At 47.0% G+C, this 22,937-nt stretch carries 24 protein-coding genes and 1 tRNA gene; 18 read left to right on the forward strand and 7 right to left on the reverse strand.

What is annotated here, in order from left to right; translation table 11 throughout:
- Positions 1-63: 63 nt before the first annotated feature.
- Positions 64-594, forward strand: a complete 531-nt coding sequence (locus WH96_RS03580; protein WP_162200109.1) for a helix-turn-helix transcriptional regulator — start codon at positions 64-66, stop codon at positions 592-594.
- Here the strand turns inward: WH96_RS03580 and WH96_RS03585 are convergent.
- From WH96_RS03585 to WH96_RS03595, 3 genes are all read right to left on the reverse strand, one after another.
- Entirely contained in the window at positions 591-908 is a 318-nt protein-coding gene (locus WH96_RS03585) for a hypothetical protein (RefSeq protein ID WP_053005636.1), read from the reverse strand. The two genes, WH96_RS03580 and WH96_RS03585, sit on opposite strands and share 4 nt — an antisense overlap.
- 109 nt (positions 909-1,017) lie before the next feature.
- Positions 1,018-1,719, reverse strand: coding sequence for a GntR family transcriptional regulator (locus WH96_RS03590; RefSeq protein WP_082130302.1), 702 nt, complete (start codon positions 1,717-1,719; stop codon positions 1,018-1,020).
- Positions 1,716-3,098, reverse strand: a complete 1,383-nt coding sequence (locus tag WH96_RS03595; RefSeq protein ID WP_047762687.1) for a formimidoylglutamate deiminase — start codon at positions 3,096-3,098, stop codon at positions 1,716-1,718. Before WH96_RS03595 ends, WH96_RS03590 begins: the two co-directional genes overlap by 4 nt.
- Positions 3,099-3,191: 93 nt before the next feature.
- Here WH96_RS03595 and hutG point away from each other — a divergent pair, with 93 nt between their 5' ends.
- A complete protein-coding gene (hutG, locus tag WH96_RS03600) occupies positions 3,192-4,043 on the forward strand; it encodes an N-formylglutamate deformylase (RefSeq protein WP_047762688.1) in 852 nt (283 codons plus the stop codon).
- A 98-nt stretch (positions 4,044-4,141) separates the two neighbouring features.
- Here the strand turns inward: hutG and WH96_RS03605 are convergent, their stop codons facing one another.
- Both WH96_RS03605 and WH96_RS03610 read right to left on the reverse strand, forming a co-directional pair.
- Positions 4,142-5,134, reverse strand: a complete 993-nt coding sequence (locus WH96_RS03605; protein WP_047762689.1) for an MBL fold metallo-hydrolase — start codon at positions 5,132-5,134, stop codon at positions 4,142-4,144.
- 165 nt (positions 5,135-5,299) lie between these two features.
- Complete coding sequence (locus WH96_RS03610; protein WP_082130303.1) at positions 5,300-6,055, reverse strand: Stf0 family sulfotransferase; 756 nt, start codon at positions 6,053-6,055, stop codon at positions 5,300-5,302.
- Positions 6,056-6,258: 203 nt separating this feature from the next.
- Here WH96_RS03610 and WH96_RS03615 point away from each other — a divergent pair, with 203 nt between their 5' ends.
- The gene (locus WH96_RS03615) at positions 6,259-7,224 is read left to right on the forward strand and encodes a LysR family transcriptional regulator (RefSeq protein ID WP_047762691.1); all 966 of its coding nucleotides are present in this window, start codon (positions 6,259-6,261) and stop codon (positions 7,222-7,224) included.
- 114 nt (positions 7,225-7,338) lie between these two features.
- On the opposite strand, the gene WH96_RS03620 is transcribed toward WH96_RS03615, so the two are convergent.
- Both WH96_RS03620 and WH96_RS03625 read right to left on the reverse strand, forming a co-directional pair.
- A tRNA-Ala gene (locus tag WH96_RS03620) sits at positions 7,339-7,414 on the reverse strand.
- 117 nt (positions 7,415-7,531) lie between these two features.
- The gene (locus tag WH96_RS03625) at positions 7,532-7,861 is read right to left on the reverse strand and encodes an FYDLN acid domain-containing protein (protein ID WP_082130304.1); all 330 of its coding nucleotides are present in this window, start codon (positions 7,859-7,861) and stop codon (positions 7,532-7,534) included.
- Positions 7,862-8,208: 347 nt separating this feature from the next.
- On the opposite strand from WH96_RS03625, the gene aroA reads away from it, so the two are divergent.
- The 15 genes from aroA (at position 8,209) to WH96_RS03700 (ending at position 22,915) form a co-directional block, all read left to right on the forward strand.
- The gene (aroA, locus tag WH96_RS03630; protein ID WP_047762692.1) at positions 8,209-9,534 is read left to right on the forward strand and encodes a 3-phosphoshikimate 1-carboxyvinyltransferase; all 1,326 of its coding nucleotides are present in this window, start codon (positions 8,209-8,211) and stop codon (positions 9,532-9,534) included.
- A gap of 63 nt (positions 9,535-9,597) precedes the next feature.
- Complete coding sequence (cmk, locus tag WH96_RS03635) at positions 9,598-10,239, forward strand: (d)CMP kinase (protein WP_047762693.1); 642 nt, start codon at positions 9,598-9,600, stop codon at positions 10,237-10,239.
- A 149-nt stretch (positions 10,240-10,388) separates the two neighbouring features.
- The gene (rpsA, locus tag WH96_RS03640; protein WP_047762694.1) at positions 10,389-12,080 is read left to right on the forward strand and encodes a 30S ribosomal protein S1; all 1,692 of its coding nucleotides are present in this window, start codon (positions 10,389-10,391) and stop codon (positions 12,078-12,080) included.
- A 262-nt stretch (positions 12,081-12,342) separates the two neighbouring features.
- Positions 12,343-12,636 (forward strand): integration host factor subunit beta, encoded by a 294-nt coding sequence (gene ihfB, locus WH96_RS03645; RefSeq protein ID WP_047762695.1) that lies wholly within the window; start codon positions 12,343-12,345, stop codon positions 12,634-12,636.
- Between the two features lie 18 nt (positions 12,637-12,654).
- Positions 12,655-12,987 (forward strand): lipopolysaccharide assembly protein LapA domain-containing protein, encoded by a 333-nt coding sequence (locus WH96_RS03650; protein WP_053005638.1) that lies wholly within the window; start codon positions 12,655-12,657, stop codon positions 12,985-12,987.
- Between the two features lie 135 nt (positions 12,988-13,122).
- Positions 13,123-14,070, forward strand: a complete 948-nt coding sequence (lhpI, locus tag WH96_RS03655) for a bifunctional Delta(1)-pyrroline-2-carboxylate/Delta(1)-piperideine-2-carboxylate reductase (RefSeq protein ID WP_047762696.1) — start codon at positions 13,123-13,125, stop codon at positions 14,068-14,070.
- 131 nt (positions 14,071-14,201) lie between these two features.
- Positions 14,202-14,909, forward strand: coding sequence for an orotidine-5'-phosphate decarboxylase (pyrF, locus tag WH96_RS03660; protein ID WP_047762697.1), 708 nt, complete (start codon positions 14,202-14,204; stop codon positions 14,907-14,909).
- A gap of 46 nt (positions 14,910-14,955) precedes the next feature.
- Positions 14,956-15,813, forward strand: a complete 858-nt coding sequence (locus WH96_RS03665) for a hypothetical protein (RefSeq protein WP_047762698.1) — start codon at positions 14,956-14,958, stop codon at positions 15,811-15,813.
- A gap of 76 nt (positions 15,814-15,889) precedes the next feature.
- Positions 15,890-16,858 carry a hypothetical protein gene (locus WH96_RS03670; RefSeq protein ID WP_047762699.1) on the forward strand — a complete coding sequence of 323 codons (969 nt, stop codon included), beginning with the start codon at positions 15,890-15,892 and terminating at the stop codon, positions 16,856-16,858.
- Positions 16,859-16,903: 45 nt separating this feature from the next.
- A complete protein-coding gene (locus tag WH96_RS03675) occupies positions 16,904-17,551 on the forward strand; it encodes a phosphoribosylanthranilate isomerase (RefSeq protein ID WP_047762700.1) in 648 nt (215 codons plus the stop codon).
- 14 nt (positions 17,552-17,565) lie between these two features.
- Positions 17,566-18,447, forward strand: a complete 882-nt coding sequence (locus WH96_RS03680; RefSeq protein WP_047762701.1) for a phosphatase PAP2 family protein — start codon at positions 17,566-17,568, stop codon at positions 18,445-18,447.
- An 87-nt stretch (positions 18,448-18,534) separates the two neighbouring features.
- On the forward strand, positions 18,535-19,746 hold the full coding sequence (gene trpB / locus WH96_RS03685) for a tryptophan synthase subunit beta (protein WP_047762702.1): 1,212 nt from the start codon (positions 18,535-18,537) through the stop codon (positions 19,744-19,746).
- A gap of 12 nt (positions 19,747-19,758) precedes the next feature.
- Positions 19,759-20,589 (forward strand): tryptophan synthase subunit alpha, encoded by an 831-nt coding sequence (gene trpA, locus WH96_RS03690; RefSeq protein ID WP_047762703.1) that lies wholly within the window; start codon positions 19,759-19,761, stop codon positions 20,587-20,589.
- A 23-nt stretch (positions 20,590-20,612) separates the two neighbouring features.
- On the forward strand, positions 20,613-21,539 hold the full coding sequence (gene accD / locus WH96_RS03695; RefSeq protein WP_047762704.1) for an acetyl-CoA carboxylase, carboxyltransferase subunit beta: 927 nt from the start codon (positions 20,613-20,615) through the stop codon (positions 21,537-21,539).
- A gap of 86 nt (positions 21,540-21,625) precedes the next feature.
- The gene (locus WH96_RS03700) at positions 21,626-22,915 is read left to right on the forward strand and encodes a bifunctional folylpolyglutamate synthase/dihydrofolate synthase (protein WP_047762705.1); all 1,290 of its coding nucleotides are present in this window, start codon (positions 21,626-21,628) and stop codon (positions 22,913-22,915) included.
- The last annotated feature ends 22 nt before the right edge of the window (positions 22,916-22,937 follow it).

Below are 22,937 nucleotides of genomic sequence, written 5' to 3' on the forward strand. Positions count from 1 at the left end.
CAAAAGACAATAGGCCCAAAAACCAATACACAGGGCACGATGAAAACAAACAAGAGCAACCTTATGAATGACAATCTCCATAATACATCACAGCCCTTTCATGAAAGAGCCGAAACATTATGGGGATTGTTAATCATACAAATTATCTGCACGCTCTTTTTCCTGTTCGATGCTATTGGCGATCTTTTCTTTGCTCATGACATTTTTGCAGGATTTGATCACGATATCATTGAACTGCTCGTGGTCATTGCACTCTCGGTCAGTATCGCCTTTACGGTTTTACAAATTCGACAAATGCTCCATCGGCAACGTCGGATAGAGGAACAAATAAAAATAGCCTCTGGAGCCTTTATCACCATGCTTGATCAGTATTTTGAGGAATGGAAATTAACACCTGCCGAACAGGACGTTGCCCTGTTTCTTATCAAAGGAATGTCTTTCACAGATATTGCAACCTTGCGCCAAACACGTGAAGGAACAGTCAAAGCCCAGTGCAACGCTATCTATAGCAAAGCAAAGGTAACAGGGCGATCCCAACTCCTGAGCTTTTTTATCGAGGAACTTCTGAGTGAAGAACTCATCGCCAGCAGTTAGCTTTGTTCGCTATCTGCTTCAGAAACCGGCACCTTCCCAAGTGTTATCCGAAGAATGACAATAAACATTACAGGAACAAGACCTAAAGCGACAGCGAACACGCCCTGGAGCCCCCAGAAAGCACCGCTGAAAATCCACAGCAACACCACATTCAGCAGGAAATACAACGTCGCATCCGAATTGGGATCAAGGAGCTCTTTGAAAAGCGATCCAATCAGCGGCACAGCATAAATCAACCGGAAGATTTTGGGTTCATCAGATATCTGCTTGTCAGTTATTGAAGAAGACAAACTTTGTGCTGTTGTATCGGCCATGTATTCTCGCAGTATTCTAGTCAGGTATAAGATCTTGCTAAAATAAGAACGCTCTCATCAAACAACAAAGCGACAGAATGTCACAGAAAATTACTCAGGTATAAATCGCTCAGATCTCAGTATGCATGCGATAGCCGGGGGCATAAGCCAAACGAACAATTGTTACCGGAACATCACCATTCCAAGTTGTTCGATCTATTACAAAAATCGCTTCCCCTTCGCTTGTTTGTAACAACTCGGCTTCTTGCTTAGTCGCATTCGCCGCAGAGAAAGAAATATCTCCCTTTGTTAAAGGCGTGTTTTGGACCAACCATTCGTTTGCATCAATCTCTTGCAAGTCCACATCACAAATAGCTGCAACTTCAGACAAGTTCACCCAACGATCTTCATAGAGGAAAGGATGATTATCCGCATAATGCAGACTACGGACGTGTAACATTTCTATTTTGTCTGAAAGACCCAAGCGACTTGCTACACTTACCGGCGGCACTACCTCAGATCTTTCCAGAACGCTATGACGCCAAGTCCCTCCCCGCTGTTCAACTTCCAGCCTTGTGATCGGAATTTCCAGTGTTGCCTTACGGATTGGATTTAATGCCACACGTGTTCCCGCCTTGCGGCGACGTTCCAAAAGACCTTCGTCAGCTAATGCACGCATGGCTCGATTAACCGTCGCTCGTGCACAGCCAAATTCTTTTGCAAGGTCAATTTCATTGGGGATCATGTCACCAGGTAACCAGATACGTTCAATAATCCGGCGCATTACCTCGGCTTTTACACTTTGCCAGCTGTTGATATCTGTTACGGTCAAATCCGGCCCTTTAATGACATCATTGTTTTTTTATAACGGGCAATAATTTGATCCCGCTTGATATGATGTCCTTCTTTTACCACGTGACGACCCGCGGACCAGACATCAGTGATCATTTTGTCATCCCCGGCAAAGATATAACTGTCCAGAATAGCGTCCCCTTCTTTACCTAAGAGATCAACAGCATCCATATCCAAAGCAAAGAGATCCGCGCGCTGCCCAACAACAATCGCTCCAGAGTCACGTTGACCAGCCTGAGTTCCACCCGCAACAACAGCATCCATCAAAATCCGGCCTGTCGATTTTTCTGTCGTCGCGAACACGGCACGCCCTCGATCGCGAAGGCGTTGTGAATATTCCAACGTCCGTAATTCTTCTGATAAGGAAATACGAATATTGGAATCAGAACCAACACCAAAACGTCCACCAGCATTGACATAGCGGACGCCATCAAAGATACCGTCACCCAAACTTGATTCTGTTATCGGACACAAACCGGCAACGGCATTTGTCCGTGCCAAACCTTCGGTTTCATGCGGCTCCATATGGGTACAGTGTATCAAGCACCAGCGTTCATCTACAGAATGATTTTCCAGTAACCATTCCACAGGACGTTTGCCCCAAGCTGATTTGATTTCTTCAATCTCTGCGGTTTGTTCTGCAATATGCATATGCAGGGGCGCTGTCGGCGCGAGACTTGTTGCAAAACGCATCCCGTCCCGACTAACAGCCCGAAGAGAATGGGGCGCAATCCCGAGCATTGTGTCGTCCGGCAATATTTTGAGCTGCTTTGTTACAGCCTCAAAGAGCTTTTGGAACCGGTCCGGTGTATTCCCGAACCTGATTTGTCCTGGCCCCAGTGTACGGCCATCGCATCCTCCATGTTCATAAAGAACAGGTAAAAGCGTCAAACCAATGCCAGTTTCTTTGGATGCTGCAATGATGCGATTAGACAGTTCCCCAATATCATCATATGCCACACCACCAGGTTGGTGGTGCAAATAATGAAACTCACAGACCGCTGCATAGCCTGCTTCCAACATTTCCATCTGCATATAGGCTGTAATTGCTTCGATATCATCCGGATTTAAATGATCCAGAAAGCGATACATCAACTTGCGCCATGTCCAGAAGCTATCTTTAGGATCCCGGCCTCTGGTTTCGGTCATTCCCGCCATCGCGCGTTGAAAAGCATGACTGTGGAGATTGGTAGGCGAAGGTAAAAGAACTCCGAGCTTATCCCCCTGCACAACATCACTGGATTTTATGGCAATACCGGATTCTATCGAAGAGATACGTCCATCATCACCAATTATGACATGCACGTCTTGCTGCCATCCACTTTGCGTAAGTGCCTGTTTTGCCCACAGATGTCTCACTTTTACTGCTCCTCGCCATCGCTTGACAAAATATTATGTGCATACATAATACAATAAAGATAGATCTTATCAAGTCAGGAAAGAGTATTTCTCATGCCGTCTGCCTCTGCTTTCGAAGCCCCCGTTCCTCCGGTAACAATCACCAGCGGGAATAGCCCGATTGTACTGGGCATGCCTCACACAGGAACCTGGCTTCCCGAAGAAATTTTAAGCAAGCTAAACGCGAACGGAAAAAAACTGGCCGATACGGATTGGCATATTGACCACCTTTACGCGGATCTCTTGCCCGATGTTACAATCGTCAAAGCAAACTTTCATCGCTATGCCATTGATGCCAACCGCGATCCTTCCGGCATCAGCCTTTACCCCGGACAAAACACGACCAGCCTGTGTCCTGTAACGGACTTCGACAACCAACCGATCTACAAAGACGGTTGCGAGCCAGATGACACAGAAATTGAAAAACGCCGCCAGTTCTTTCACGCGCCCTATCACGCGGCGCTACAGAGTGAGCTAGAGCGTGTGCGCAGCCTCCATGGTGTGGCAATTCTCTATGACTGCCACTCCATCAGATCGACTATCCCCTTTCTGTTTGACGGATTGCTGCCAGAATTCAACATCGGCACAAACAACGGGGAAACTTGCGACAGTATGATCGAGAAAAATGTTTGGGATATCTGTAATAATGCCCCCGAATACAACACAGTTCTCAACGCACGCTTTAAAGGTGGTTGGACAACGCGACACTACGGCCAGCCACACGACAATATCCACGCCATTCAAATGGAACTGGCCCAGCGTACGCACCTAAAAGAAGAAAACCTGCCCTTCGATTACGATACAAAAAAGGCAGCAATCCTTCGCCCTTATCTCAAGAGTATTTTAGAGAAGCTCACAGAACTTATTGAAACAAATCAACTCGAATCATCACCACAAAGAATATAGCTCTACAAATAATTTTGATAACCTAATATATTCAAAACATTGATGTGCGTTATGGGCTGTGCACAGCCCATAACTCTAAATTATAATTGATACTGGGATTATAGTTGATACTGCCAGCTCGATTGATAAAATTTGTAAGCCTCCTTGTCCTGAGCGACATGCCCAAGACCCGGAAATTCAAGGTGGCTTCCCAGAACAGCTACCCTGTCTGCACTCACCCAATCAAGCATTCTGCGGCGGGTTTTCTCAGCTTGCTGCATATCCAGATCAAATGCGATACTCCATTCAGGATGCTGGAATTGCAGGGCGGTGAAATGAACAACATCCCCCCAAATTAAGACTTCCTGACCTTCCGAACGTAAAACGAACCCCGTATGACCGGGCGTATGCCCAGGCAACGCCACAGCCTCAATTCCCGGCAAAATCTCGCCATCTCTATCAATAAGGGTCAAACGCTTTGCGTAAGGCGCAGACATTGCCTTCGCATTTGCAGAATTCGTTTTCAGAAAATCAGATGCCTGAGAGATATAGCCGTCATCATGCCAAAAATCCCAATCGTCTTTATGAACAATCAATTCAGCGTTGGGGAAATGTGCTTTTCCGTCTTTAGACGTAATCCCGGATATATGGTCCACATGCATGTGTGTTAACAGGATTGCATCGACAGATTCAGGGGCGATACCTGCGGCCTTTAAATTATCCGTAAACTGTCCAAGTGTTGGCCCCATATTGTCCGCTGTTCCTGAATCAATCAGAATAATTTTTTCGCCTGTGTTCACCACAAACGAATTAATCGGCACCCGGATCTTATCAACAGGCGGTGTACGGAACTGATCTTTGTATAGCTGGTCAGCGACTTGAGAGTCATAGTTCGGGATCAAATCAGAACCCGCATCAATATATCCATCAAGCAATGCTGTTACTTCAAAACTGCCAACAGAAAACCGATAGGCGCCAGTCGTCTGCACACCCGCTTTGGGGGCCGCGGCGAAACCCGGCATTGGTACAGAAAGCGATGCCATAGAAGCAACCAGCCCTGCACCACCGGTTAAAAGTGAACCTCTTAGTAGATCGCGTCTTGAAAGTGTCATGTTCAAATTTCCCGATATCACTGTTATCCAAATCAATACCGCTCAATATCAGTATATTTTTCCGGATCGGGAGAGGCTTTGCGCCTATATCTTGTATAAGCATTGCTTATACAAGATATGTGATAGTAACTTCCAACTTTATCTAGATGAGTACATTTTTCAAGATTACTTACCCCTACCAAGAAAACGCTCGATCCAGTCCCGATTGATACCATCTGCCAGTTTAGCAACAGGAATTTCAATTTCTTCGGCCATTCTTTGGTTCACATTTAACTTATCCAAAACTTCGGATAAAACCGACTTCGGATCTGCCGATAACTCATCATAAGTTATTCTCAAAGGCTCTATGCCCTCATTCACAAACCAAGATTTCCATTCTTGATCAAATGAAGAAAATTCATCAAAACGACGCTTGATTTCATTTTCATCATAAGAAGCAGTTTGAGGATCAGAAAGCCGCTCAAGCTCCGTTCCGTCTGGAGCCAGATGCCAAAGTCCCGTTTGTTCAGCCTTAACAAATGATACAGCCTGATCAATTTTGTTTTCACGTGTCAGGTAAATAAAGAGTGTGTTTCCAAAGGCAGCTTCTATCCTCTTTAAATCACTCGATAGTCCCGGATATAAAATCTTCATTTTCGCCACAAAATAGAGAAAACTGCCTCTTTGCATCCGAAGTCCAAACATATCTGATTGACCGATTCCTCGCTTTTTTGCACCAGCAAATATAGCCCTTAATAGATATTGTTCAGATTCATAACTTTCTGCACAAACACCATAATCCCTTACCCACGAAGCAATTTCAGGCACATGAAAATGAGAGTTCGGATTGCCCGTTTTCCCCGTTGCTGCAAGTAATTTACAGAGTAAGGTGCTACCACTTCTGGGGCTGGTACAGATGATATAGGACTGATATTTAATCACAGAGAACAGTCCTCAATATAAATAATTTATAGAATCTCATTGTGCCTGCTCCTACATTAATTGAACGAACAAGTTCCATTTGAAGTACGTTTATAACTCATGACATATACTGAACGATGAACAGAGTTCCTCTTCGATGTAACCGCAAAAAACAAACCCACGTAATATTGCTACGTAATTTGTGAGATCAAAAGGCCAAATGAATGGATCGATTGCAACTTTTTCAAACCTTTATGGCTTCCATCGACAAAGGCTCGCTCTCGGGTGCAGCTAAGGTATTGAACATCAGCCAACCAGCGGTTAGTCAACAGATTACCTTGCTGGAAAGTATCCTTCAGAAAGAATTGCTGTTCAGAACATCCCGAGGTGTAAAAGCCACTGAAGCAGGGCTGGTTGTTTACAGCAATGCCCAAACCATTCTGGGACAGGTTACAAAACTGCACGAAGAACTGAAAAACCTGGACGAAAGCCTCACCGGCCCGCTTCGGATTACGGCCCCTTTGGCAATCGGGCAGAGCCTGGTTGCCCCGATCGTTTTTGAACTTCAAAGCCAGTATCCCGAACTCAACATCTCCCTTAAGCTCAGTGACCAGCTTGCTGATTTAGTAAAGGATCGCATTGATCTGGCTGTTCGCGTTGGATCACTCGGAAAGTTTGATGCTATGGCTCGCAAGATAGGTGATTTACAGCTTCTATTAGTCGCTTCACCTGATTTTTTGAACAGATATGGCCGCCCTCATAGACCAGAGGATTTGGCTGAAATACCAATGATCCAGTATCGGGATGACAAAAAAATAACCGAGCAAATTGTCAGAAAAGATCAGCAAGAGTATCGCGCACCAGTTCAGTCAAACTACACATTTGATAATCCGGATGTCATCCTGAACGCTCTATCACGCGGAATCGGTTACACAAAACTGCCTTATCTCATGATAAGAGAACAGCTTGAACAAGGATCTCTGGAACAGGTACTACCAGAATACACAGTTCCCTCCAAACCGATTTATCTACTCTATCCATCACGACAATCTCTGACCCGACGCACCGAGGTGTTTATTGATCGAATACTCTCAACAATTATAAATCTGGACGGCATCACACCAGCCCGCGGTGGAAAATGGCGTGCAGAAACGGAGCAGACTATCGACACGCTGGCCCCTCTAGTTTGAACAAAAGGGGAGTTTAGTTTGAACAAAAGGGGAGTTTGAACAAAAAGAGCTAATTCTTAGGGATATTTTCGGTTTGAAAAAACAAAACCCACTGCTTTAGGCAGTGGGTTTTGATGGTGGAGCCAAGGAGGATCGAACTCCTGACCTCTTCGCTGCCAGCGAAGCGCTCTCCCAGCTGAGCTATGGCCCCAAATTATCCGCCGCAAAGCAGCTGATGCGGCGGAAAATATGACGTCTTTTCCTCCTTGGCAAGAAAAATATTTCCTTGCCAAAAGAAAAGCACTCTTCCTGTCAGAATCTAACCGACTCAGTCGTCGCTGATACCACCAGCACCGGCGCTTACATTCTGAAGATCTTCGTCATCATCAGGATCCAGATCATCACCGTCATCAATGTGAAGCAATTCTTCCTCATCCGGGAAGTCCACAACATTGTCGGATGTCTCCAGATCAACATCCTGCGTTTCAACTGCTTCTTCAGCCGGTGCCTTAGCAGATTGCTTTGGGCGGCCAGATTTAGCGGTTAAATCCAATTCGGTTCCACATTTAGGACACACAATCGGTGATTTCTTAAAATCGTAAAATTTAGCCTTACAGCTTAGACAGGTACGTTTGCTACCCCATTCCGGCTTACTCACAGCCAGACCCTCCAACTAGAATTTTGTAACAACCACACAATGGCTTTCGAAAAAACTGCAAATGCCATGATCACCCCAGACTGTCAATAAAGGGTGAATGACAATTTAAATAATAAGAAAAAATTTTATCCTTCGCCCCTTTTTCCTGCCCACACTCTATCTTTATGCGTATCAAGCTCTGGTAAAAGGCTGTTTTCCTCTATAAAAGGAACCCGAAACAATCTTTTAGGATCAGACAGCACGTTGAGATTCTGTATCGGGATAACCGGACCAGAACTTGAACACACCGCAGATTCGCAGGGTTTAAAATCAAGGCGAATCTGGAATGCGAAATACGGAATACATTAATGACCAGCGATAATTCTCTGTCTTCAACTCCAAGTTCTTCCATCAAGGGCACGGTTAAAGTTCCCGGCGACAAATCTATCTCGCATAGATCCCTTATGTTTGGGGCACTCGCCATCGGAAAAACCAATGTATTCGGTATGCTTGAAGGCGAAGACGTGCTGGCAACGGCCAAGGCCATGCGCGCTTTGGGTGCCCATGTTGAACGGGATGACCAAGGCGTTTGGCATATTGAAGGACGCGGTATCGGCGGCCTTTGCGAACCCGAAGACGTTTTGGATATGGGAAACTCTGGTACATCCGCCAGACTGCTTATGGGGATTCTAGGCAGCCATCCCATCACCACCTTCATGACCGGGGATGCGTCGCTCAGAAAACGTCCTATGGGGCGCGTTGCCAATCCATTGGCTGAAATGGGAACGCAGGTTCACTGTCGTTCCGGACAACGCCTTCCCCTTATGGTACAGGGAGCCGAAACGCCCATGCCCATCCGTTATAAATTGCCAATGGCGTCGGCGCAGGTAAAATCCTGTATTCTGCTTGCCGGACTGAATACGCCCGGTGAGACAACGGTCATCGAAACAGAACATACCCGTGACCATACCGAGCTTATGCTCCGCCACTTTGGCGCCGAGGTTCGCGTCACCCAAACAGACGAAGGCCGGGAAACAACCATTGTTGGTCAACCTGAACTTAAAGCTGCCGATGTCCACGTCCCCTCAGATCCATCTTCAGCGGCTTTTCCAACAGTAGCTGCTTTGATCAATGAAGGGTCTGAACTTCGACTTCCCGGTATCGGCATGAACCCACATCGCAACGGGATTTATATCACATTGAAAGAAATGGGTGCCGACATCACGCTGGAAAACGAACGTACAGAAGCAGGCGAGCCTGTCGCAGACTTGGTTGTTCGCGCAAGCAAACTCAAAGGCATTACAGTTCCCGCAGAACGTGCACCTTCCATGATTGATGAATATCCTGTTCTGGCAATTGCCGCTTCTTTTGCTGAGGGAAAAACCATCATGGAAGGCCTTGGCGAACTCCGGGTCAAAGAGAGCGATCGTCTTTCTGCCGTTGCCAATGGCCTCAAAGCCTGTGGCGTTACCTGTGAAGAAGGTGATGACTATCTGATCGTCGAAGGATCACCCGCTGGTGTACAAGGCGGCGGGACAATCACAACGCACTTTGATCATCGCATTGCCATGAGCTTCCTTGTCATGGGCATGGCGGCAAAAGAACCCGTGAAGGTTCTGGATGCTGATGCAATTGACACCAGCTTCCCTGACTTTGCCAAATTGATGAACGGTTTGGGTGCTCAAATCGGGTAGTTTTACGCCCAAAGCAAACCAACACTGAAACATAACTAACGGCTGGATTAAAAGGAAAAGACTTTGCCTGTTATCGCTATTGATGGTCCTGTTGCCTCGGGCAAAGGAACTCTGGCGCGTCGTCTCGCCGCCACTATGAATTTTGCTTATCTGGACACTGGCTTGCTCTACAGAGCCGTCGCATCCCTCATACTAGAACGGGGAAGTGATCCAAACGACTCCGTTGTTGCCGCGAAGGTTGCAGACGGCTTTACAGCAGATGATATTAATCGCAGCGACCTTCGCGACGAAAAAGTTGGACAGGCCGCTTCTGTCGTTGCCGCCAATCAGGAAGTTCGGAAATCTCTGCTGGAATTCCAACGCCACTTCGCAAAAACACCACCGAACAACCACTTAGGTGCTGTTCTGGACGGAAGGGATATCGGCACCGTCGTCTGTCCGGACGCAGAAATCAAACTCTTTATCTCTGCAACGCCCGAAGTCCGCGCCAAACGCAGACATAAAGAGTTGCTTGATCGGGGCGATGAGTCTATATACGCCCGCGTACTGGAAGATTTGCGTGAACGTGATGAGCGGGATCGTAATCGTGCCACAGCGCCCTTACGGGCAGCTGAAGATGCGGTCACTCTGGATACCAGCGATATGGATGCCAATAAGGCTTTTGAAGTTGCAAAGTCACTCGTTAACGAGCGCCTTTCTCTCTAAAGTTCGACATCCTGATCAGGTATTTACGAATCAAGCGTCTGACACGTTTCTCTCAGTATAATTTTACTAGCCCGGGATGGTCCTGGGTAGACCGCCGGAAAAACCGGCCGGCCTGTATAGTGCGAACCTTTTGAAAGGAATATTAACCCATGGCTGAAGCAGCTGTTGAAAGCTTTGCCGACCTACTAGACGAATCCCTCGGTCAATCCGATCGTCTGGAAGGTAATGTACTTAAAGGCATGATCGTTGCCATCGAAGGCGACGTTGCCCTTGTTGATGTAGGCCTCAAATCTGAGGGCCGAGTTGCACTTAAAGAATTTGCTGACGCTGGTCAGGCACCCGAAGTTAAAGTCGGGGATGAGGTAGAAGTTTACCTCGAGCGCATGGAAAGCAAAAACGGGGACGTTATGATCTCCCGTGATAAAGCGAAGCGTGAAGAAGCCTGGACACAGCTCGAAAAATCCTTTGGCGACAATGAGCGCGTTAACGGCGTTATCTTTGGTCGCGTTAAAGGTGGCTTCACTGTTGACCTTTCAGGCGCCGTGGCATTCTTGCCGGGCAGCCAGGTTGACATCCGCCCAGTTCGTGACGTTTCCCCATTGATGGGCAATGCGCAGCCATTCCAGATCCTGAAAATGGATCGTGCACGTGGTAACATCGTTGTTTCCCGTCGTGCTGTTCTGGAAGAAACACGTGCAGAGCAACGTTCAGAGCTTATCCAGAACCTTAATGAAGGTCAGGTTCTTCAGGGTGTTGTTAAAAACATCACTGATTACGGTGCCTTCGTTGATCTTGGTGGCGTTGACGGTCTGTTGCACGTTACTGACATTTCCTGGAAACGTATCAACCACCCAAGTGAAAAACTGACAATCGGCCAACAGGTTGATGTTCAGGTTATCCGTTTCAACGCTGAAACACAGCGTATCAGCCTTGGCATGAAACAGCTTGAGACTGATCCATGGGATGGCGTTGCAGCTAAATACCCAATGGGTGCGAAACTTGAAGGTCGCGTGACCAACATCACTGACTACGGTGCCTTTGTTGAACTAGAAGCTGGTATCGAAGGTCTTGTTCACGTTTCTGAAATGTCCTGGACCAAGAAAAACATCCACCCTGGCAAAATCGTTTCTACGAGCCAGGAAGTTGAAGTTATGGTTCTTGATGTTGACGAATCAAAGCGTCGTATTAGCCTTGGTCTGAAACAGTGTTCTTCCAACCCTTGGGAGTCATTCCAGGCGAACCACCCTGCCGAATCCGAGCTTGAAGGCGAAATCAAAAACATCACCGAATTCGGTCTGTTTGTTGGTCTTCCTGGCGAAATCGACGGCATGGTTCACCTTTCAGATCTGAACTGGGAACTTTCCGGTGACGAAGCTGTAAAAGAGTACAACAAAGGTGACATGGTTAAGGTTAAAGTTCTCGACGTTGACGTTGATAAAGAACGCATCAGCCTTGGCATCAAACAGCTCAGCGACGATCCTTTCGCAGGTTCAGTTGAAGGCCTGAAAAAAGGTGCTGTTGTTACCTGTACTATTACATCTGTTACAGACGGCGCTCTTGAAGTTCAAATCGCTGATGGTGCTACTGGCACAATCCGTAAAACTGAGCTTTCACGTGAGCGTAGTGAACAGCGCACTGATCGTTTCGCAGTTGGCGAAAAAATCGACGCACGGATCACAAACATCGATTCCAAATCACGCAAAATTGCTCTGTCCATCAAACAGCACGAAGCTGCTGAAGAGAAACAGGCAATGGCTGATTACGGTTCAACAGACTCCGGCGCTAGCCTCGGCGATATCCTCGGTGAAGCTCTCTCCAAAGCTGCTGAAGACAAAAAATAAGCCTATTTTTTCGGTTCAAAAGAAAGGCCCGGTGTTCATTCACCGGGCCTTTTTTGCATCTAAAACGCTTTTTTATATGGGAAATGCTTTATTCTTAATGACTTAGACTTGACGGATTTTTCAGGCTCTGGCACCCTTTAGCGGAACAGGACTAAAATCACGGCAAGAAAAGCTTAGATTTAAAATTATACGCCGGGTAATCCGAGGTACTAGAGGCGGGTATTTGAACTACTTCGGTAACAGCTACAGGGAGACGTAAGGCATGACCAAGTCAGAGCTCATTCAGCATATCGCAGAGCAGAACCCACACCTCTATCATCGGGATGTTGAAAGAATCGTCACTACTATCTTTGACGAAATCTCAAACGCTCTCTCAGACGGCAATCGGGTCGAACTCCGCGGTTTTGGAGCTTTTTCTGTCAAGCATCGTGACGCCCGTGTCGGCCGTAACCCGCGCACAGGTGAGTCTGTTGAAGTTGACTCAAAGCACATTCCATTCTTCAAGACTGGTAAACAACTTCGCGAACGTCTAAATAATGGCGTAGATAGCGAATAAACAATATGGTTGAGATACGTGAAACGATTTAGCTGGGTACTCACAGCCCCCATTACGCTGGCCATCTTACTCTTGGCAGTCAACAACCGTCAGGATGTCACACTAGAGATTTGGCCCTTTGGACTCCAGTTTGATTACCCGCTATATCTGATCATCCTTATCTCAGTCGGCCTCGGCATTCTGGCAGGTGCTGTCATAGCGTGGCTATCCAGTGCAGCAACCCGAAGGCGTGCAAAAGCAGCCGAGTGGAAAGTGCTGGATTTACAGCGTGACCTCTCGTTCGAGCGCGCGGAACTCAAAAAACTGCACGAGAAAGAAGCATCGAAGCTTCCTGTTAAAGAAGCTTCGTAAGGCGTTTTCGACCCTTCGGTGTGGTGATCAAGCCAACAACGTCTTATATGCCCTCCCTTTTAGATTAATGCTGGCACTTGACCAATCAGCATTGTATAAAATATTCAAATTCATGATTTAATCAGGGGACCCTCCGTGCAGAACATCACAGCTGAACAGGTTGCAGAAAGTTTGGATTATCCTTCTCTTGTAGAGGCCCTCAGAGAAGCTTTTCAGAGCAATATAACCGTTCCTATGCGTCACCATCACGATATGGAACAGCCCAACGGTCGTAGGGAATCCACACTTTTGCTAATGCCAGCATGGGAATCCGGGAAATCCGTCGGGGTAAAGCTTGTTACCGTCAGCCCGGAAAACGGAGAGAAAGATTTACCTGCCATTCAAGGTATTTACATCCTGTTTGATGGTGATACCGGAACTCCCAAAGCTCTTATCGAAGCCAAAACCCTCACGGCACGGCGCACGGCCGCGGCTTCTGCACTGGCAACGTCCTATCTTGCGCGAGCGGACAGCACAAAGCTGACAATGGTCGGTACAGGCGTACTTGCACCAAACCTTATTCAGGCACACGCGGCTGTACGCCCCATTAAAGAAGTCACCATCTGGGGACGTGACCTTAAAAAAGCGGAAGATCTTGCACAGGAAATGAACAGCCTCGGCTTCACAGCCCATGCCGAAGAAAACCTGGAAAAGGCTATAAGTACCGCAGATATCATTTCCAGCGCGACCCTCAGCAAGACACCACTTATTTCAGGCAATTGGCTGACCCCCGGACAGCATCTTGATCTGGTTGGCGCCTATCGCCCGGACATGCGCGAAGCAGATGATGAGGCCATTAAACGCTGTAGCATATTTGTCGATACTCACGCAGGAGCAACCAAAGAAGGCGGGGATGTTGTCATTCCCCTACAAAGCGGCGTTCTGAGGAAAGAAGATATCAAAGCAGATCTCTTCGAGCTTACCCAAGGTAAGCACACTGGCCGAAGCTCTGCAGAAGAAATCACCTATTTCAAATCTGTTGGCCACGCGCTGGAAGATTTAGCAGCCGCCCAGTTGGTAGATAGGCGTATTAACAACGCATAGGTACAATATTGGCACGGTCAAAGTGAATTAAACACTTTTAAACATGAACTATTCCAGAAACAGGGGTGACCAATGGGATTACCTCTGTTAGGAATGGGCTCCGATTAACAACCTTGACTGGAGATCGGAATATGACCCCAAAAGAACGTATCTTTGTTGCCATTGACACCCCGGATATCAATAAAGCAACAGAGCTGGCGAAAGCACTCTCTGGTGAAGTGGGCGGCATTAAAATCGGCAAAGAGCTTTTTACAGCTCAAGGTCCCAATGCTGTCAGAGGCGCCGTTGGTGGCGAACCTCTTTTTGTCGACCTGAAGTTTCACGACATTCCCAATACTGTTGCCGGTGCAATCCGATCTTCGTTACACATGCGCCCCTTTATGGTGAATGTACACGCATCAGGTGGCAAAGCGATGATGCAAGCCGCAGCAGAAGCCGCACGCGAAACATCCGAAGACCTCGGCATTCCTCGCCCGATCGTACTGGCGGTTACTGTTTTGACAAGTATGGACGATAGCGATCTATCTGATGTCGGCCAGAAAGGCCCCGCAGCAGAACAGGTCGAGCGTCTTGCATTGCTGGCAAAAAAAAGCGGTATAGACGGCGTGGTCTGTTCTTCACAGGAAATTAAATTGCTCCGTAAGGCCTGTGGTCCTGATTTTAAGCTTGTGGTTCCTGGCATAAGACCTACATGGGCTAGTGCAGGTGACCAGAAACGGATCATGACGCCGCGCGATGCTATTGAAGCTGGCGCAGATTATCTTGTCATTGGCCGCCCGATCACAGGCGCAGAAGATCCCGTGGCAGCAGCACGCAGAATTGTTGAAGAGTTAAACTAAACCAGAAGGCCGAAAACAAGGTCGAAACAAAGCCGGAAAAGAAAGTATGGTATCCCAGATTCCTCCAGAGCAAGCCGTTCACGATATTCCTGTTAAGACCGTAAGCGGTCTAGCCATAAAAACGGTTATGGGTAATTTGCCAGCTCTGACACAAATGGCTTTGTTTCCCTTCCTTCTCTCAGCTCTTATTACGGCATTGTCGATCCCATCCCTTGGTAATCCGCTCTCAAGTTGGATATTAAGTATCCTAGCTTACGTTCCCCATACTTTATTTGCGGTCGCCTGGCATCGCCGAACCTTGCTGGATCTGCAAGCACCTGAATCCACTTCAATTACGAGCTGGAACCGGGTCCATTGGCAGTTTCTCCTAAAGATCATAATTCTGCTCGCCATCTTTTATGGCATGGGTATGATCGGCAGCTTACCCGTCCTAACCATCGGTGCGGCGATACCTTCTCTTGTCCCTCTTTTATTCTTGGGATTAATGATCGCGATGCTATATGTCATTGCAAGATTATCTTTTATACTCCCCGCCACTGCTGTTGGTGAAAAATATTCTCTTGATACCAGCTGGAAACATACGAACAAACAAGGCTGGAGAATTGTTGCTGCTTTTCTGATGCTCACAATTCCTTTTGGCATCCTAATGCTCCTCATCGGAATGTTCGCTTTTGGCAGCTTGTTTACCGGCATACCGATAACCCCGGAAGAAGCAGCCAATTTTAACATTCTGTCTTTTATTCAAAACAACGGGCCTGCTTTCTTCTTTCTGCAACTCATTATTCTTATTGTGACTTATCTACCAACCGCTGCAGTAATTTCCATGCTCTCAATAGCTTTCAAAGGCTGCACAGGTTGGGTTCCTGAAGCTTCCACACCATCCACAGACGAAGAGGCAAGTTAATACGCTGAAGCCAGTATTACTTGCAAATTTATCTGCAATTGCTACTAAATAGCAGAAACAGGTAAAGGGTTTTCACGTGACTTTTGAGCAGACTTCTCACCATCCGGTAGAGAAAATTAGATTTGGCGAAGCTATGAACATGGCTTTTGCACCTCTATTTTCTAACTTTAAAACGGCTGTAAAATTTACTCTTTTGCCAGCCATTTCATTACTCATCATAATGGGTATAAGCACATATTTAATTTCTGTGCTTGCACCAGATAGCACATCTTTAGAAACAGAAATTTTCCCGCTGTTCTTCGTTGTGCAACTCTTTTTTCTGCTCGTGACCTCACTTATTTTCTTTCAATTTTACGCCGCATGGGTTCGCTTTACTTTTTTAGATGAGGATGCAATTTCAGAAACGCTGTTTCTCAAACTAAGCAAAAGGCACTTTCTGCTTGCGGGAAAAGGGCTGTTATTAGGTATTGGTAGCTATATCGCTTTCATCGTCGTGATAGCTCTTTTTGTTATTGCAGGCTTTATACTCTTCTTCGGTATGGAGAGCTTTTCATTAGAAGCTGAAAGCTACTCTCCATCTATGATCGGCGGAATGATATTTCTTATTTTCCCTATCATGCTAATACTCATGGCCATCTTCAGCGCAATCGTCTTGAAACTGTCTTATGTATTTCCAGCAACAGCCCTAGACCAGCCTTATAGTTTTTCTATGAGTTGGGCACACACGAGAAAGCAAGGATTGCATATCTTTCTAGCCTTCTTTGTTCTATATTTTATCATGAGTTTTGCAGCCGGTTTTATTATATCGATTGTGATAGGTGTTTTTTCCATCGCCCTTTTTTCCTCAAGCGATGTCCTTCAAGCCAGTGATCCCGCAACGATGTTGACGTCAACGTCGACACTTTTTCTCGTTATCCCCCTATACTTTGGGGTCACAATCTTGTCTTTACTCGCAATGATTCCATTTATTAACATGCACAACTATTGTTTTGCGACCAATACTGGCTGGCAAAGTACGGAAGAAATTACAGAACGCTTTGCGTAAAAAATCAGAAATATACCCGACAACAAGAAATAATGAGATAACCTCTTGGTAACAGAAGTTAAAATTTGCGGAATAAACAGTAACGAAGCTCTGAACGCTGCTCAGGAAGCTGGCGCAGAATACCTAGGCTTTGTCTTTTTTCCCAAAAGCCCGCGTCATGTTTCTGTCGAACAGGCTGCTGTCCTTACAAAACAGGTCAAACCTGGAATTAAGAAGGTTGGATTGCTTGTTAATGCCAGTGACGATGATATTCGCCAGATCACAGAACAGGTTCCTTTGGATATCTTGCAACTCCACGGCGGAGAATCATCGGAACGAGTTGCCGAGATTAAACGCAACTTTGGCCTTGAAGTAATGAAAGTGATCAAGGTTTCAGAGCAAAAGGATTTCGAAACAGTATCTGTTTTTGAAGAAGTCTCTGATCGATTGTTATTTGATGCCAAACCTCCAAAAGACCTTAAAGATGCATTACCGGGCGGAAATGCCATCTCCTTTGATTGGCGTTTACTCGCGGGGAAAAGCTGGAAGCGACCATGGATGTTGGCTGGTGGATTAAATATCGATAATGTCCAGGATGCGGTTCGAATTTCCGACGCACCCGCTGTTGATGTGTCTTCCGGTGTCGAAGATAAACCCGGACTTAAATCAGTCGAAAAAATTCATTCCTTTACATCCAAAGCCAAGAGCATCTGACCTCGGAGTATTTAATGCCAGATTCTGTCGTCGCTTTCCTCACTCACTTTGGCGAGATACAGCTTTTTATTGTGGCGACAGTTTGCATCTACTGGCTTATCTGCCCCAGATTAGGCACACGCTTGTGGTTTGCGCTCTGTCTTTCAAGTTCGGTTCAACAAACGCTTAAAATGGCCTTTGCCCAAGCACGCCCCTATTGGTTAAATCCGGACCTTGTTGCCATTGAGAAAAGCACTTCGTACGGCATGCCCTCTGGACACGCGCAAACACCGCCACTTTTTTATGGCATTCTCGCCAAATCTTCGCGGCGGCGTGGGGCTTATTTTCTTGCCGCTGCTATCGTCATCCTTACGGGTTGGACAAGGATTGTCGGCAATGTTCACAGTTTGGAACAAGTCCTCACCGGTTGGACAATTGGCGTTTTGTTGCTCATTTCCATATTTTTACTGGAAAAACCAGCAACCCAGTGGTGGCAAAGAAGTCGCTTTATTGTCAGGGTTTCTGGTTCTTTTGCCCTTTGTGCTGTTCTGATGGCATTTGGGCTGTGGGCTGCCTTCCATGCTGGTCAGCAGATCGTTCCTCAGATCTGGGTTGAAAACGCAGGACATCCTCTTCGTCCTGTCAAAGCTGACAATATCATCATTGTTCCTGGCCTTTTGTTCGGTTGGCTTCTTGGGCTTGCTCTTTTAGATGGAAACTATCCACCTAAGCCTGAAAAGAAACTTAAGTTAGCCTTACGACCATTGCTTGGCCTACCGCCCATAGCTCTGCTATTGGAAACAGCTCCGGGCAAAGAAATAGAGCTTATTTTAATTATCACCTTCATAGTTGGCGTACTTGCTGGATTGTGGTCCAGCTATGGTGCACCTTTTCTTTTCAAGATATTAAAGATCTGAGCATCGCATCCCTTGCAGGATGGTGGCTTTTCAGGCAAAGTCCGCCCAGCATAGATCATAAAGATCCGATAAGGTTGCAGAGTAGATATGACAACACCTAATTCTTATATGAACGGCCCTGACGAGCGCGGGCATTTTGGTATTTTTGGCGGACGTTATGTTGCTGAAACGTTGATGCCTCTTATTCTCGAAGTCGAAAAAGCCTACAATGCAGCCAAGGCTGATCCTTCATTTCAAAAAGATTATGACTATTACGCCAAGCATTATGTTGGCCGTCCAAGTCCACTTTATTTTGCAGAACGCCTGACCCGTGAACTTGGCGGCGCAAAAATTTACTTCAAGCGTGATGAGTTGAACCACACTGGTTCTCATAAAGCCAACAATGTCCTCGGACAAATTCTTCTCGCCAGACGCATGGGTAAAAAACGCATTATTGCGGAAACTGGCGCTGGACAACATGGCGTCGCAACAGCAACTTTCTGTGCCCTGTTTAATCTACCCTGTGTTGTTTACATGGGCGCAACTGATATCGCACGACAGGCACCAAACGTTTTCCGCATGAAGTTGCTTGGTGCCGAGGTTATCAGCGTTGAAAGCGGTACAGGCACCCTGAAAGATGCCATGAACGATGCGCTGCGTGATTGGGTGACCAATGTCGAAGAGACATTCTATATTATTGGTACTGCGGCTGGCCCTCACCCCTATCCGGTAATGGTCCGTGACTTCCAGTCCATTATTGGGCGCGAAGCAAAAGAGCAGATGTACGAAGCAGAAGGTCGTTTACCAGACCAACTCGTCGCCTGTATTGGCGGTGGTTCGAACGCCATCGGCCTGTTCCACCCTTTCCTAGATGACAAGGACGTCGCGATCACAGGTGTTGAAGCTGCTGGCTTCGGCGTAAAAACCGATAAACATGCTGCGTCGCTAACAGGTGGTAAACCCGGTGTTCTTCATGGAAATCGTACCTTCTTGTTACAAGACGATGATGGACAGATACAAGACGCTCATTCCATTTCCGCAGGTCTTGATTACCCTGGCATTGGCCCTGAACATTCATGGCTACACGACATTGGTCGCGTGAATTACGCATCAGCATCGGATAGCGAAGCACTGGAAGCTTTCCAGATGCTATCAAAAGTCGAAGGTATTATTCCGGCACTTGAGCCTGCACATGCACTGGCGCATGTAACCAAGATCGCACCGGAAATGGATAAAGACAAAATCATCCTCATGAACCTTTGTGGTCGAGGTGACAAAGATATCTTTACAGTTGCCGAAGCACTCGGCGTAGAGATCTAGGGGGAAGATATCATGAGTCAAACCAGACTTGAAAAGCGCTTTGCGGACCTGAAAGAAGAAGGTAGAGGCGGCCTTGTTACTTTTGTAACTGCAGGTGACCCCGATTTCGAAACCAGCCTCGAGATAGTAAAGGGTTTACCCGAAGCCGGTGCAGACGTCATCGAACTCGGTATGCCATTTTCCGATCCGATGGCTGATGGCCCCGCCATTCAGGCATCCAGCCTGCGCGCCTTGCGCAATGGTATGACCCTGAGCAAAACACTCGACCTCGTGCGCGCCTTTAGACAAGATAATCAGGACACACCAATTATCCTGATGGGCTATTACAACCCAATCTACATCTATGGCGTGGATAAATTCTTGGTCGATGCCAAAGAAGCGGGCGTCGATGGCTTCATCATTGTTGACCTGCCACCAGAACATGATGAAGAATTCTGTATTCCGACTTTGGAACAGGGTTTGCATTTCATCCGCCTGACAACACCAACTACAGTTGGTGACAGACTACCGAAAGTACTTAACAACACGAGTGGTTTTGTATATTACGTATCCATTCTTGGCATTACGGGTACTGCCGCCGCGTCTGATAGTGCAATACATGACGCAGTTGCGCGCCTGAAAGCTGAAACAGATTTACCTGTTGCCGTTGGTTTTGGTATTCGGACCCCCGAACAAGCAGCCAATGTCGCAACGGTCGCAGATGCTGCTGTGGTCGGCTCTGCAATTATTGATACACTGAAAGAAAACTTGGATGATGATAATCAGGCAAAACCTGGTCTCAGCCAAGCAGTACTGGAATACGTACGTACACTCGCTGATGGTGTACGTGGATCCCGTACTTAATTGAAACAAGTAAGGCAGAAAGCATGAACTGGATTTCCAACTACGTCCGCCCGAAGATCCGTGCGCTGGTACAGAAAGACACACCAGATGATCTATGGGTAAAATCACCTGCCACAGGTCAGATGATTTTCAAAAAGGAATTGGAAAAGAATCTTTGGGTTTGTCCCTATAGCGGGCATCACATGCGGATCTCGGCGAGAAAACGCCTTGAGACTCTTTTTGACGACGGCGACTACACACTCGTTGAGTTGCCAAAGACCCTTACTGATCCGCTAAAATTCAAAGATCTGAAAAGATACACTGACCGCATCAAAGATGCGAATGCCAAGAATGAAGACAAAGAAGCCATTCTTGTTGCCCGTGGAACAATGGGTGGCATGCAAACGGTCGTAGCCGTCTTTAACTTCTCGTACATGGGCGGTTCTATGGGAACAGCCGTCGGTGAAGGATTACTGACAGCAGCAAAACTTGCTGTGCTTCAGGAAGCACCCTTGCTGGTTATTCCAGCTTCTGGTGGTGCTCGTATGCAAGAAGGCATTCTCTCTCTGATGCAAATGCCACGTTCGATCATCGCAGTTGACATGGTTAAGGATGCCGGACTTCCCTATGTCGTTCTATTGACAGATCCTACCACTGGTGGTGTTTCAGCTTCTTTTGCAATGCTTGGCGATATCGCCATTGCCGAACCCCAGGCGAATATCGGTTTTGCCGGGAAACGTGTGATCGAAGAAACCATCCGCGAAAAACTACCGGAAGGCTTCCAGACTGCCGAGTATCTATTGGAACACGGCATGGTGGACATGGTGGTTCATCGCCACGAAATGCGTGATACTCTTATCAGAATTTTTAACCTGTTGACTCAAAAAGGTCCTTCAGCTGAAATTTTGCCGCTTAAAAGCGCTGAAGAACCAAAAGAAGAAACCACGGAACAGAGCGACCCGGCTGAATAAGCCGGGTCCCCCCCCTAATGCTAGCCCTCTGGAGTTAAACATTAGAGGTTAAAACACCAAGCCAGAAACTTCTATCAGGTAGAGATATGACCATGCGCCGGAGTGATATCGTCCTAGAGCGCCTTAGCCTCTTACATCCAAAGATTATTGACCTGTCTCTCAGCCGCGTAGAGCGTTTGCTGAGGTTACTTGATCACCCGGAAGAAAAATTGCCTCCGGTTATCCATGTTGCCGGCACCAATGGCAAAGGATCTTTCCTTGCCTATCTCAGGGCAATTTTGGAAGCACACGATCAAGATGTTCATCTCTACACATCACCGCATCTGGTAAAATTCCACGAACGTATCAGGTTGGCCGGGGAATTGATTTCCGAAGATGAACTGGTCGCATTGCTTGAAGAGTGCGAAAAGATCAATGGTCCGGATTCCATCACCTTTTTTGAAGTTACAACCGTTGCAGCATTTCTTGCCTATAGTCGTCACAAGGCGGATGCTCTCTTGCTTGAAACAGGCTTGGGTGGCCGTCTGGATGCCACCAACATGGTCGCACAGCCAACCCTGACAGCCATCACACCTATTTCTGTAGATCACACACAATTCTTGGGTGACACGATTGAGGAAATTGCCGCAGAAAAAGCAGGTATCCTCAAATCCGGAGTTCCTTGTGTCGTTGGCAAACAACCTAAAGCTGCCCTCGACGTCATAAAAGCCCGTGCCGCAGAGATTGGTGCTGAACTCTATATCGAGGGTGAAGACTGGACAGTAACACCTGATACCAATAGTTTCCTCTTTAACGGCCGAAACGGGGAAACACGCTATCCGAACCCAAATCTTCTGGGCGAACATCAAGTAGAAAACGCCGCTTTGTCGGTCGCTGCCACCGATATTCTGGCAAATTCTTTTGATCTCAAGGCAGACAAGATCAAAGAAGGTTTGACCCAGGCCTATTGGCCCGGCCGTATGCAGAAGTTGACCACAGGCTTATTACCCGATCTCCTGCCCAATAACTGTGAACTTTGGCTTGATGGTGGTCACAACGAATCTGCCGGACTTGCTTTGGCAACAATTCTCAAAACGTGGCAGGACAAACCAGTCCACATTATCTATGGTATGCTCAATACCAAGGCTGCCACAGATTACTTACGTCCTCTGGCACCACTAGGATCAAGCCTAAGAGCTATTGAAATCCCCTTTGAAGCTGCGTCACTTAGTGCCGAGGATGCTGCTGCCCATGCTGTCGAAGCCGGATTTGAAGCCAAGCCAAGCGCTTCCGCACAACACGCTGTTGAGGAGATTCTGGCCCAGGAAGAACCTGGACGTATACTGATATGTGGTTCCCTCTATCTCGCAGGGCATATTCTCGCAGAAAGTCATTAATCTAATTTTTGGCTATCACGAC

Origin of the sequence: Kiloniella spongiae (assembly GCF_001026905.1) — a bacterium.
GTDB classification, from domain to species: Bacteria; Pseudomonadota; Alphaproteobacteria; order Kiloniellales; family Kiloniellaceae; genus Kiloniella; species Kiloniella spongiae.

What these genes read in the sequence shown, in the direction of transcription:
- trpB (WP_047762702.1), top strand. Translation starts at nt 18,535, where the DNA reads ATGACAACACCTAATTCTTATATGAACGGCCCTGACGAGCGCGGGCAT.
- hutG (WP_047762688.1), top strand. Translation starts at nt 3,192, where the DNA reads ATGCCGTCTGCCTCTGCTTTCGAAGCCCCCGTTCCTCCGGTAACAATC.
- aroA (WP_047762692.1), top strand. Translation starts at nt 8,209, where the DNA reads ATGACCAGCGATAATTCTCTGTCTTCAACTCCAAGTTCTTCCATCAAG.
- WH96_RS03615 (WP_047762691.1), top strand. Translation starts at nt 6,259, where the DNA reads ATGGATCGATTGCAACTTTTTCAAACCTTTATGGCTTCCATCGACAAA.
- ihfB (WP_047762695.1), top strand. Translation starts at nt 12,343, where the DNA reads ATGACCAAGTCAGAGCTCATTCAGCATATCGCAGAGCAGAACCCACAC.
- trpA (WP_047762703.1), top strand. Translation starts at nt 19,759, where the DNA reads ATGAGTCAAACCAGACTTGAAAAGCGCTTTGCGGACCTGAAAGAAGAA.
- WH96_RS03585 (WP_053005636.1), bottom strand. Translation starts at nt 908, where the DNA reads ATGGCCGATACAACAGCACAAAGTTTGTCTTCTTCAATAACTGACAAG.
- pyrF (WP_047762697.1), top strand. Translation starts at nt 14,202, where the DNA reads ATGACCCCAAAAGAACGTATCTTTGTTGCCATTGACACCCCGGATATC.
- WH96_RS03580 (WP_162200109.1), top strand. Translation starts at nt 64, where the DNA reads ATGAATGACAATCTCCATAATACATCACAGCCCTTTCATGAAAGAGCC.
- WH96_RS03700 (WP_047762705.1), top strand. Translation starts at nt 21,626, where the DNA reads ATGACCATGCGCCGGAGTGATATCGTCCTAGAGCGCCTTAGCCTCTTA.
- accD (WP_047762704.1), top strand. Translation starts at nt 20,613, where the DNA reads ATGAACTGGATTTCCAACTACGTCCGCCCGAAGATCCGTGCGCTGGTA.
- WH96_RS03665 (WP_047762698.1), top strand. Translation starts at nt 14,956, where the DNA reads ATGGTATCCCAGATTCCTCCAGAGCAAGCCGTTCACGATATTCCTGTT.
- WH96_RS03605 (WP_047762689.1), bottom strand. Translation starts at nt 5,134, where the DNA reads ATGACACTTTCAAGACGCGATCTACTAAGAGGTTCACTTTTAACCGGT.
- rpsA (WP_047762694.1), top strand. Translation starts at nt 10,389, where the DNA reads ATGGCTGAAGCAGCTGTTGAAAGCTTTGCCGACCTACTAGACGAATCC.
- WH96_RS03680 (WP_047762701.1), top strand. Translation starts at nt 17,566, where the DNA reads ATGCCAGATTCTGTCGTCGCTTTCCTCACTCACTTTGGCGAGATACAG.